The sequence below is a fragment of the Legionella sp. genome (assembly GCF_049790535.1).
Taxonomy (GTDB): Bacteria; Pseudomonadota; Gammaproteobacteria; order Legionellales; family Legionellaceae; genus Legionella.
Genome location: NZ_JBAQZB010000095.1, coordinates 1 through 10,643 on the forward strand (window position 1 = coordinate 1; position 10,643 = coordinate 10,643).

Sequence of the window (10,643 nt, forward strand, 5' to 3'; positions counted from 1 at the left end):
CCAGTGTATGGCAAAAAAAATGGTTCTGGTTATTACTGGTGGAGAGCCTGCATTACAAAATAATGTATCAGCGTTTTTAAAAGAAGCACAGTATCATTTTCAGTATACGCAAATTGAATCTAATGGAACCTCTCTATTGCCTGATTTACCTCAGAGTACTGTGCTGGTCGTAAGCCCCAAATGTCTAGAGAAAAATGGATTAGTCCTTCGTTATCTTAAACCCAACGTAAACATGTTAGCGCGTGCTGATTGTTTAAAATTTGTAATGTCAGCACCAGAAGAAGATAAGTATTTAGCTTATAGCACACTACCTTCGTGGGCACATGAATGGGCGGAACATACAAAGAAACCAGTTTTTGTCAGTCCTATGAATATTTATAAAAATGAACCTCGGCGCGTGAAAATAATTCGCGAGGAGAGGCGTAAGCTGACAATAGCAGAGCGTTCTGAAATCAATGAAGTGATTAGTTTTTGGGAGCCTGATCTTCTAGATTTGAAAAAAAATCAACGCAATCATGAGTATGCCGCAGAATACTGCATGACACATGGATTTATTCTTAATCTGCAGATTCATTTATTTGCTAGTTTAGCTTAGAGTTATGTCGCTATTTAGGTCATTTTCAGGCAAGATTAGTAATAAATTGATTAATATGTATCCTTTATTTGTACAAAAAGGTATAATGTCTCTCTGAATTGGGGTGAAAAATTTCTTATATGTATTTATGAGAAGAGGTAATTGATTCCTAATTATCTCTAAGAATTTTATATTATATTAGGAGCCAAGAACAAATGAGGAATGTTATTTTATTAATGCTGGGCTTAATTTTATCATCTAACATTGCAGTTGCTGCAAACCTGACTTCCCCTAAGGCTGTGATTCATGATGTGCGTCTTGTTGGATTAGAATCAGGAGAAGGAAGATACATCCTTAGTACGAACTATGTGAACAATAAATTTACTTCCGGTTCTTATTTTTGTGCAGGTTCTGGTGCTATTGTTTATCATGAATCCTATCAGTTACCAAAGAGTCAAGAACCATTCCATGAAGAGCATTTAATTAAATTTTCAATATGTCAGGATGAAACTTTAGCTAGTTGTCAGGAATTTGCTGTAGATAATTATCTTACTTTTAGAAATTTAGATGGTTATTTAGAAAATGATGTTTCAACAGCAACTATAGATGTTTTATCATTTAAAAATATGTTTCAAGCATGTGAGCCTGATATTAACATGGATGATCTGGTTAACAAGTCAATGCACCTTAATGATCGTCGTTTTGCCCATGTTGGGTAATTAATTCTCGAAGTAGTACTTTTGTGATGCTAAGCCTGATAAAGCCATTTGTTCAGGCATTGGCGTGAGCCCTTATGAAATCAAGGGCACTACTCTGTTTTAGCTAGTTTCACATTCCACAGACGACAATTCCAAGTTTCATTAAAGGGTTCATTTTCGAATAAACAGTAAGCACCAGTAGCAATTTTAATATTATGTTGAGTACTGAATGCTGCAAAATCACCGGTAAGATGAGGAGCAAAACGGGCAATACCATTGCTTGTTACCACTAAACATGTTTTCCCGGCATAATGCTGACGTAGATGTTGGGAAAAGACAATCCAGTTATTAATAATCTCTGCAGGTTTAACATTCCAGCCGTTAGGTACGGTAGCTCGAGCCTCCCAAGCATGTAATGCTTCTTTGCCAAGTCGAACAATAACGTGCTCTTCTGGTTGATTTTCGTCGGGGCCATAATCAATTTCATTAAAAATGGCCAAGGTTTTAATGCATAACTTGGTTCCCATCGCCTTTTGTGCTTGATCTGCGGTTTGAATGGTGCGCTTTAGCTTTGAGGCGAAAATCACATCAGGGATTAGATTTTTTTGTTTAAGCGCACTGCCAAGGCAATTTCCTTGGAGTAGGCCGCTCGCAACTAGTGGTAGATCAGTTAGTCCTACACGTCTAACACGATCGCTAGGGGCAAAAGTGTTACCATGGCGAGCGATAATTAATCGTGTTGTCATTATCTATTCCAATTCTTTGGCTGAAATATGAAGTCACCGTGTTGCGCAATTAATTCTTCAGCACGAAGAATGTCTTGAGGACTATCAATGCCTGACATATCAGGACGTCCTTTGTAATCAACTGGGACGCAACGAATGGTATGTCCATTTTCCAGGATACGTAATTGCTCTAATCCTTCTAATTGTTCAAATTTACTTTCGGGTAAATTAATAAATTGTTCTAACATGTCTAATGAATATCCATAGAGTCCAATGTGACGAAATATTGGGCTTTTATCATTTTTTTGTCTTAACTCTTCCTCTTTGCGTAAGACAGGAATAATATTTTTGCTGAACCAAAATGCATTTCCAGTTTGTGGATCGAAAACCGCAGTAGTGCCACTAAATGGTGTAGTTAGTTTATCGTGACGCAGTTTCTCTAATTGCTTCCAGCTTAATTGTGTCACTGGCGTTACCACATCACAACGAGATGAGGCAAAGGCATCAATCATTATCCGTAAGAAATCGGGTGGTGTTAATGGAGCATCTCCTTGCATGTTTAAAATAAAATCGGGTTTAATTGACATTTGTTGTACTACTTCTGCAACGCGATCGGTTCCAGTAGGAGCATCCTTAGAGGTCATTAAAGAGCGGACCCCAATTTTCTCACAATGCCGAGTAATGCGTTCGTCGTCAGTTGCCACAATAACAGATACATTTTTTAATCCTTCAGCTGCAGCAAATGACAAATGTACTACACGTTGCAGCATGGTTTGACCGCTAATTAGTGCTAAAGGTTTTCCAGGTAAACGAGTTGAGGCATAGCGGGCGGGAATTATGATTGCAGTGTGCATGGATTGTAGAATATTACGTTAATCCAGAAGAGGAAAATCATAGCTTAAATATTCTGTGATTGCAATCTCATGTAAGTTGTAGATTTTAATCACAGCATATCTCCTCGAAGAAACAGAGAATCATACGGTTTCTTTAAGTTGCGTATATGATTTATGGGATGCAAAATAATTTAAATTTAATTCTCTTGCTGCTTTGACGTCATCCAATCGTCTAACCGGCAAGGTATAAGGTGCTTCTTTAAGTAGTTCAGAGTTTTGCATAGCCTCTTGTCTGATGGTTTTCATTACTTGTATAAAAGCGTCTAATTCTTCCTTACTCTCGGTCTCAGTGGGTTCAATAAGCAAACATTCAGGAACAAGTAATGGAAAGTATGTCGTTGGTGCATGAATTCGATAATCTAACAGTCTTTTCGCTAAATCCATGGCAGTAATGTCATAAGCTTTTTTTTCTGGGCTTAAAGTTAAAATAAATTCATGTGATGCACGTCGCTTGGGATAAGCAGCAGTAAAACCTGCTTTAGTTAGCTCTTTAAGCAAGTAGTTGGCATTGAGTGTTGCATATTCAGAGACACGTAGCAAACCTTCCTTGCCTAATACTCGTATGTAAAAGTAAGCGCGTAGCAAAATACCCGCATTTCCCATGAAACAAGACAAACGTCCAATGCTTTGGGGGTAATCCTGGCGTGTTGCCCACTGATAATCGACGTCAGTTTTTTTTACTATTGGTAATGGCATAAACGGCAAAAGGCGCTTGCCAACCGCTACCGGACCTGCTCCTGGGCCACCGCCTCCATGAGGTGTAGCAAAGGTTTTATGTAAATTTAAATGCATGACATCAAAACCCATATCTCCAGGTCTTACTTTACCCAAAATGGCATTGAGATTGGCACCATCATAATATAATAATCCACCCGCTTGATGTACTAATGTGGCAATTTCTTTAATCTGACGCATGAATAATCCCAAAGTGGAGGGATTGGTAAGCATAATGCCCGCAGTTTTAGGACCTAATTTATTTTTTAATTGTTCCAAATCGATATCGCCGTCTTGAGCAGTGGCAATTTCTATGATTTTAAAGCCACACATAACTGCTGAAGCAGGGTTTGTACCATGGGCAGCATCAGGAATTAGCATTTCATTTCGTTCAGTATCACCACGAGATTGATGGTAGGCCTTGATCATTGCCACGCCAGCAAATTCGCCCTGTGAACCAGCCATGGGGGTCAAAGATACGCCAGCCATGCCGGTAATTTCCGCAATGTTTTGTTGTAAACGATAAAGCAGCTCTAGAACGCCTTGACTGTCCTGTGCAACAGTTAATGGATGGCGATTGAGAAAGTTTGGCATCGATGCGGCTTTATGTACTCCTCGCGGATTGTATTTCATGGTACAAGAACCCAACGGATAAAAATTGTTGTCTATGGCAAAATTTTTATGTGAGAGGCGCGTAAAATGACGTACTACTTGCAATTCAGAACAGGCTGGTAAGCGTGGGGGCGTTTTTCGTTGTAGTTCCTCGGGAATTGCAAAGTTGCTGTCTGAAATTTTAGGGGCTTGTGCCATAGCTCTACGGTTTTCTTGAGATAGTTCAAAAATCAACATAATTTGCCTTCCATTTTTTGAATAAGTTCTTTAAGTTCATCGCGATGTTTTATTGGGGTAAATTCAATAAATTCATAGCGTGCAATTTCAGCCAAATAATATGGGTCTTGTTTAAAAATGGATTCCAAATAAGAGCGGTCATTGGTCGCCGCTATGATAATACCTCCAGTACGTGGTTTCATTGGTCCGGATGCAATTAACAGATCCTGCTTGTAGTAGTAATCAAGAAATTCTCGATGTGCACTTAAATATTTATCTACTTCGGTATTGGGTACTAAATAGGTTAATTTGATTATAAACATTAGACACCTCATGGATTCATAATGGATTTTAATGTTGTTGCATAGAGCATTATTTCCTCTTCGGTGCGCATTTCTGTAGCGCAAACCAAAAGGGTGTTTTTTAGCTGTGGGAAATAAGTTGTTGGCGCAAAACCACCGGTAATCCCTGCATTGGCTAGTTGCATTAATACCTCATCAACGGGTTTATTGAGTTGGAGTAATGCTTCATGAAAATAAGGAGCATTAAAAACAATCTTCACACCGTCAATTTGGGTTAATTTGTTTACTAATACGTGTGTATTCTGATGACATTGACTGGCAACCTGGCGTAATCCCTCAGCTCCTAAAAGACTCATGTGAATGGTTGCTGCTGTAACCAGCAATCCTTGATTGGTGCAAATGTTGGAAGTGGCCTTAGCACGGCGTATGTGTTGTTCGCGTGCTTGCAAAGTCAAGGTAAATCCTCTCTTGCCTTCTCTGTCTGAAGTGCAACCGACAATGCGTCCTGGCATTTGTCGAACGTGCATCATGCGTGTACTTAAAAATCCAAAATAGGGTCCTCCAGATGCCATAGGCGAACCTAAAGGTTGACCTTCACCACAGACGATATCGACACCATGTTCACCCCATATACCGGGTGGTTTTAATAGAGCTAAAGAAATAGGATTAACGCAGGCAACACTAATAATTTTATTTTTATGCGCCCAATCACTAAGTTGATTTACTTGTTCCAAACATCCAAAAAAATTAGGTTGGGCAATGACTAAAGCTGTAATGTCCTCCCCAGTATAGGGTTCTAATGCCGTTAATGCAGTAATACCTTGTTGTTCATCAAAAGGGAGTGTGATTAGTTCAATATGTTGACTGCTAAGGATAGTGTTAATCGTTTCCCGATAGAAAGGATGCAGTGTACCAGCAATCAAAATACGATTTGTTTTATTGAGTTTATTTATTCTAATACTCATTAAAACAGCTTCAGCCAGTGCGGTAGCACCATCATACATTGAGGCATTTGCTACATCCATGGCAGTTAATTCACAGATCATAGTTTGATATTCATACAACAATTGTAGTGTACCCTGACTTGCTTCTGCCTGATAAGGTGTGTAGGCAGTTAAAAACTCACCACGAGAGGCAATATCCCAGACGGCGGCTGGAATATGGTGTTCGTAGCATCCTGCGCCTAAGAAACAGATGCCATTGCGGTTTTTATTAGCAAAATTTTCTGCCTCTTTTAACATATCCATTTCACTGAGGCCAGCAGGCATCTCTTGAAAACCCACGTATTCTAAAGATGTTGGAATTTCGTCAAATAAAGCCTGAGTATTCTCAACACCAATGGCATTGAGCATGTCTTTGGTATCCTTAGGCGTATGGGGAATATAAGGCATGACTAGTGCTCCTCACCGATCTCGTTTTGATAGCGTTCAGTATTTAATAAATGCTCCATTTCATTGAGATTGTCAGGCTTTAATTTAACTAACCAGCCTTCAGCGTGAGGATAGGTATTTACCAGCGCTGGATTTTCAACAGCAGCTTCATTAACTTGTGTGACCACTCCGCTTATTGGGGCATAAAAATCTGAAGCTGCTTTTACTGACTCAACAACGCCTAATTCATCACCTGCATGGACCTTGGTACCAATTTCAGGTAATTCAACAAAGACCATGTCTCCTAAGAGTTGTTGCGCATGATCTGTAATACCCACGGTTACCTCATCTTGGTCTTGCCTTGCCCATTCGTGAGTGGATGTGTATTTTAAGTCATTCATTGTTTTATCCTTAATTTAAAATAGGGAACTTTAAAAAATCTCTCTCATTTCTCATCCGTGGGAGAAAAAAATTTAGATTGCTTTTCCTTGTTTTACAAAGCGAGGCTTACCTACTTTAGCAGGAATTAGTTTACCTCGAATATCTACCAGTACTTCATTGCCGGTCTCTATTGGTACACGTGCTAGAGCAATTGATTGTTCTAACGTAGGTGAATAGCTGCCACTGGTAATAATGCCTTCCGCACAGCCCTCAATAACGACGCGCTGATTGTTACGCATAACCCCTTTTTCCAACAAAGTTAAGCCGACCATTTTGCGTTTAATGCCTTGCTGTCTTTGTGAAAATAATGCACCCATACCAATAAAATTACGATCTACAGGTTCCCATTTGATTGTCCATGCGAGACCAGATTCTAGGGGACTGGTGGTGGCATCCATATCTTGGCCATACAGAAGCATACCTGCTTCAAGTCTTAAGGTATCTCTGGCTGCTAATCCACAGGGTTGTACCCCCATCTTCATTAACTGAGTCCACAGTTGTACTATTTGTTCCTGTGGAACAATGATTTCAAAACCATCTTCGCCCGTATAGCCTGTACGTGCAAAAAACCACTGCTCGATATCAACACATTCAAAAGTGGTTAGGGTAGAAACAGCATCCGCTTGTGCTGGATTAAGTACTTTAAGTATTTTGGCAAAGGCATTAGGACCTTGTACAGCAATCATCGCTAACTCTCTTCGTTCCTGTAACCCTACAGCAAATCCTTCACTCATTTGGTGAATCCAGGCCAGATCATTGTCTCGAGTTGCGGAATTAAGAACGATTCGGTAATTGTCAGAAGCTCGCTGGTAAACAATGAGATCATCAAGGATTCCTCCATGCTCATTGCACATGCAACTATAAAGAGCTCTACCGTTATGTTCTAGGAGATCGACATCATTGGTCAGTAATTTGCGTAGAAATTGGCGGCCACCGGCACCTAATATATCGACAATAGTCATATGAGAGACATCAAACATGCCCACATCGCGACGCACCTGATGATGTTCATTAAGTTGAGAGCCATAATATAGAGGCATTTCCCATCCGTGAAAATCGACCATTTTAGCGCCACATTGTCGATGAGACGCGTTGAGTACGGTTTTAGAAATCATAGCGTGAGTCCTTTTTTAATCACCTTGATGAGGAGATTATACCTATTGCGATTAATTTTGCGAGATTTGCTCGTTGATTTTTTGTAATAATGGATTAAGTTAAGACAAAAATGTATATACTTTTATATAAAATACTTCATATTAATTAGGATTTGGATGACTTGGCATGGTATTTGGCGTTGCGTGCTCGATCTAGGATGGTTAACAGTTCTTTTTATCTTGCTAAGGCATTTTTGGCTCGATAGACAAATTTTACTTCAAGCGCAAACATGGTTAAAAGTAAAGGGAAACATTACCACGTGTAAATGGACCCAAAATAAGCATAATGTTTGGCCTAAAATTGAATACTCTTACCAAGTTCATGACCAAACTATGATTGGCGAGTATTTGTTTTTAGATACAGCACACAATAACCCAAACAGTAAATATGCTCGGAACGTAGCTTATAAAGCAGCAGTTGCTTTCAAGGAAAATAAAGAAATTGATGTTTATTACAATCCAAATCATCCAGAACAGTCTGCATTAGATGTCACTATGCCGAACAAATTAAATGTTATTTTAATTTTAATCGGCATACTAATTATTGTGCAAATAGGTGTTATGGTTTGGCATTTACTGGTTTAGTAGGTAGAGGGGTATTGTCTTTTTCCTGCCGACATTGACAAGGAGGTTCGCTTGCTATTGATTGTAAGTCGGTTATGGTAAAGCCACGTACGCCTTGACCTGATGGTGCTGTAGTAAACTGTATGGTTACTTTTAAATTTTGCTGTTGTTTGTATTGTGGATTTTGATAAACAGCCAGCAAATTCATGGTGGCTTTCCAATGGGTTTCGTCTATTTGAGTAATTACAGGCGGTTCAGTGGCTACAGCACTAACAGAGTAAAAATTTTTTTGTATTACTTCTGGAAGTTTGGAGTCATTTAATGCTTTGGTGTAGGCTATCCACCCCGCAGCGGTGAAATATTTGGCAATCTGTTTTTGATCTTGTAAATAATTTTTGTAGCTGTAACTGTAAGTTGCTACAATGGCTTCATTGACCCAAACTGCCATCGAGGCTTGTTCGGGTCCACTATGGCCCAACTGGGAAAATAGAATAAATAGTGTAAAGGCAAGTGCTCGAAATTTTTTAGTCATTAGTAGTCTCAAGTTAAAACTTTTTATTAAAAGCAATTACCTCAGTGTACCTATTTTTTTTAAATAAAAAAATCCTTGGTTTTCACTAAAGAAGTATCAATAAGGGTTCTTTTGTCTTTGTTTTAGTCATATACTTTTACTAAGCCAAATAGCAATCAGAGTTATGCAAAAGTTCTATACAATTAGCTTTATGGAACTATCGATTACAATGTCTTTATGCTATTCTTAGAGGTTTTATTTCGACGAAATGTTATCAAAGGGGAGCATAGTGCGTACTAGTCGATTCTACTTTGCTAATCCTGATAGAGTGAGCCGATTTATTAATCGATGGGATTTGCTGCTCCTCATTTTAATTTTTGCTGTAGTGTTTTTTTTTGGTGAGGCTGGATCACAAATGGCTACCCCTTACCAATTAGGCGAGCAAATCCCTATTTCCTTAGCTCCTTCTAATCTTCCTTTTTATGCTTTACGAACAGTGCTCCGAATGTTTATTGCGTTGTGCTTTTCCATCTTGTTTACGTTTTCTGTGGGCCTTTTAGCAGCTAAAAATCGTCGTGCTGAACAAGTAATTATTCCTGCGATTGATATTTTGCAGTCTATTCCGGTGCTAAGTTTTTTATCAATTACGGTTACAGGGTTTATTCATTTATTTCCACATAGTCTATTGGGACCTGAATGCGCGTCCATCTTTGCCATTTTTTCCGCTCAGGTTTGGAATATGACTTTTGGTTTTTATCAATCTTTAAAGACTTTGCCTAATGATTTAAAAGAAGTTGCAGCAATGTACCGACTTTCTGCATGGCAGCGCTTTTGGAAACTAGAGGTGCCTTTTTCCATGTCAGGATTATTGTGGAATATGATGATCTCAATGTCTGCTAGCTGGTTTTTCGTAGTCTTGTCCGAGGCAATTTCTGTTGCGCATCAAGACATTCGATTGCCTGGAGTAGGTTCCTATATTGCTTTGGCTATAGAACAACGTGACTTACACGCAGTAGGTTATGCGATTTTAACGATGGTGATCGTGATTTTTCTCTACGATCAAATATTATTCCGCCCTTTAATTGCCTGGTCTGAAAAATTTAGATTTGAACCTTCTCCTGATGAATTTGAGTATCAATCGTGGCTAGTCGATTGGATGCGTAGCAGTAGATTAATGAAACAATTTACAGAAATTATTAGTATTTTCGCTGACAATTTTGTTAATGCCCGTTGGTTTAGGATTAGAGAGTCGAAGGGAATTAAGGAAATTGATATAAAAAAGCAGGAATGGATCGACCGATTTTGGAATACGCTTGTTTTATTGTGCGTATTAAGCGGAAGTTGGTTTCTGTTACGCTTTATTCTTGCTGAATTGAAAATCAGTGATATTTTGCATGTATTCTTACTGGGTGCAGCGACAGGTACCCGCGTTATTGTTTTAATTGTGTTAAGTTCTTTAATATGGATTCCCGTGGGTGTATGGATTGGCTTAAGACCTCGTATTGCTCAAAGAATACAACCGGTAATTCAATTTGTTGCAGCATTCCCGGCAAATTTGTTTTATCCTTTGTTCGTCATTGCTATTGTCAAGTTTCATCTAAATGTAGAGATATGGGTAACACCTCTGATGATTCTGGGAACACAATGGTATATTTTATTTAACGTCATTGCTGGTGCTTCAACAATTCCTCGCGAATTGTACCTCGCTGCCGATAATTTTGGTCTCAAAGGGTGGCTTTGGTGGAAAAGACTGGCTTTACCGGGAATTTTTCCTTTTTATATCACAGGTGCGATTACTGCTGCAGGAGGAGCCTGGAATGCTAGTATCGTGGCAGAATGAGTAAGCTGGGGAAATACAACACTGCAGGC

The 10,643-nt window shown here is 39.1% G+C and carries 11 protein-coding genes and 1 pseudogene; 4 read left to right on the forward strand and 8 right to left on the reverse strand.

Annotated features, from left to right (window positions below; all coding sequences use genetic code 11):
* Both WA877_RS05645 and WA877_RS05650 read left to right on the forward strand, forming a co-directional pair.
* Positions 1-595, forward strand: a 595-nt coding sequence (locus WA877_RS05645) for a 7-carboxy-7-deazaguanine synthase QueE (RefSeq protein WP_425169959.1), incomplete at its 5' end; no start/stop codon positions are given.
* A 194-nt stretch (positions 596-789) separates the two neighbouring features.
* Positions 790-1,293 (forward strand): hypothetical protein, encoded by a 504-nt coding sequence (locus WA877_RS05650; RefSeq protein WP_425169960.1) that lies wholly within the window; start codon positions 790-792, stop codon positions 1,291-1,293.
* 89 nt (positions 1,294-1,382) lie between these two features.
* Here the strand turns inward: WA877_RS05650 and WA877_RS05655 are convergent, their stop codons facing one another.
* The 7 genes from WA877_RS05655 to gcvT all read right to left on the reverse strand — a co-directional run bounded on the left by WA877_RS05655 (position 1,383) and on the right by gcvT (position 7,660).
* Entirely contained in the window at positions 1,383-2,018 is a 636-nt protein-coding gene (locus WA877_RS05655) for a histidine phosphatase family protein (protein WP_425169961.1), read from the reverse strand.
* Positions 2,018-2,851: a 3-deoxy-manno-octulosonate cytidylyltransferase gene (gene kdsB / locus WA877_RS05660; RefSeq protein ID WP_425169962.1), complete on the reverse strand. Its 834-nt coding sequence runs from the start codon at positions 2,849-2,851 to the stop codon at positions 2,018-2,020. Before kdsB ends, WA877_RS05655 begins: the two co-directional genes overlap by 1 nt.
* Before the next feature lie 120 nt (positions 2,852-2,971).
* Positions 2,972-4,453 (reverse strand): aminomethyl-transferring glycine dehydrogenase subunit GcvPB, encoded by a 1,482-nt coding sequence (gene gcvPB / locus WA877_RS05665; RefSeq protein ID WP_425169963.1) that lies wholly within the window; start codon positions 4,451-4,453, stop codon positions 2,972-2,974.
* Positions 4,447-4,755 carry a YciI family protein gene (locus WA877_RS05670; RefSeq protein ID WP_425169964.1) on the reverse strand — a complete coding sequence of 103 codons (309 nt, stop codon included), beginning with the start codon at positions 4,753-4,755 and terminating at the stop codon, positions 4,447-4,449. The genes gcvPB and WA877_RS05670 overlap by 7 nt, the downstream gene beginning before the upstream one ends.
* Positions 4,756-4,763: 8 nt before the next feature.
* Positions 4,764-6,125 carry an aminomethyl-transferring glycine dehydrogenase subunit GcvPA gene (gcvPA, locus tag WA877_RS05675; RefSeq protein ID WP_425169965.1) on the reverse strand — a complete coding sequence of 454 codons (1,362 nt, stop codon included), beginning with the start codon at positions 6,123-6,125 and terminating at the stop codon, positions 4,764-4,766.
* Positions 6,126-6,127: 2 nt separating this feature from the next.
* Positions 6,128-6,505: a glycine cleavage system protein GcvH gene (gene gcvH, locus WA877_RS05680; protein ID WP_425169966.1), complete on the reverse strand. Its 378-nt coding sequence runs from the start codon at positions 6,503-6,505 to the stop codon at positions 6,128-6,130.
* 72 nt (positions 6,506-6,577) lie between these two features.
* A complete protein-coding gene (gene gcvT, locus WA877_RS05685; protein ID WP_425169967.1) occupies positions 6,578-7,660 on the reverse strand; it encodes a glycine cleavage system aminomethyltransferase GcvT in 1,083 nt (360 codons plus the stop codon).
* Between the two features lie 156 nt (positions 7,661-7,816).
* On the opposite strand from gcvT, the gene WA877_RS05690 reads away from it, so the two are divergent.
* Positions 7,817-8,284, forward strand: a complete 468-nt coding sequence (locus WA877_RS05690) for a DUF3592 domain-containing protein (RefSeq protein WP_425169968.1) — start codon at positions 7,817-7,819, stop codon at positions 8,282-8,284.
* Here WA877_RS05690 and WA877_RS05695 read toward each other — a convergent pair.
* A complete protein-coding gene (locus WA877_RS05695) occupies positions 8,259-8,795 on the reverse strand; it encodes a DotI/IcmL family type IV secretion protein (RefSeq protein WP_425169969.1) in 537 nt (178 codons plus the stop codon). The two genes, WA877_RS05690 and WA877_RS05695, sit on opposite strands and share 26 nt — an antisense overlap.
* Before the next feature lie 268 nt (positions 8,796-9,063).
* Between WA877_RS05695 and WA877_RS05700 the strand changes: the two are divergent.
* Positions 9,064-10,611, forward strand: a pseudogene (locus tag WA877_RS05700) (ABC transporter permease); the annotation flags it as partial.
* Positions 10,612-10,643: the final 32 nt, after the last annotated feature.

What these genes read in the sequence shown, in the direction of transcription:
- WA877_RS05650 (WP_425169960.1), top strand. Translation starts at nt 790, where the DNA reads ATGAGGAATGTTATTTTATTAATGCTGGGCTTAATTTTATCATCTAAC.
- WA877_RS05655 (WP_425169961.1), bottom strand. Translation starts at nt 2,018, where the DNA reads ATGACAACACGATTAATTATCGCTCGCCATGGTAACACTTTTGCCCCT.
- kdsB (WP_425169962.1), bottom strand. Translation starts at nt 2,851, where the DNA reads ATGCACACTGCAATCATAATTCCCGCCCGCTATGCCTCAACTCGTTTA.
- gcvPB (WP_425169963.1), bottom strand. Translation starts at nt 4,453, where the DNA reads ATGTTGATTTTTGAACTATCTCAAGAAAACCGTAGAGCTATGGCACAA.
- WA877_RS05670 (WP_425169964.1), bottom strand. Translation starts at nt 4,755, where the DNA reads ATGTTTATAATCAAATTAACCTATTTAGTACCCAATACCGAAGTAGAT.
- gcvPA (WP_425169965.1), bottom strand. Translation starts at nt 6,125, where the DNA reads ATGCCTTATATTCCCCATACGCCTAAGGATACCAAAGACATGCTCAAT.
- gcvH (WP_425169966.1), bottom strand. Translation starts at nt 6,505, where the DNA reads ATGAATGACTTAAAATACACATCCACTCACGAATGGGCAAGGCAAGAC.
- gcvT (WP_425169967.1), bottom strand. Translation starts at nt 7,660, where the DNA reads ATGATTTCTAAAACCGTACTCAACGCGTCTCATCGACAATGTGGCGCT.
- WA877_RS05690 (WP_425169968.1), top strand. Translation starts at nt 7,817, where the DNA reads ATGACTTGGCATGGTATTTGGCGTTGCGTGCTCGATCTAGGATGGTTA.
- WA877_RS05695 (WP_425169969.1), bottom strand. Translation starts at nt 8,795, where the DNA reads ATGACTAAAAAATTTCGAGCACTTGCCTTTACACTATTTATTCTATTT.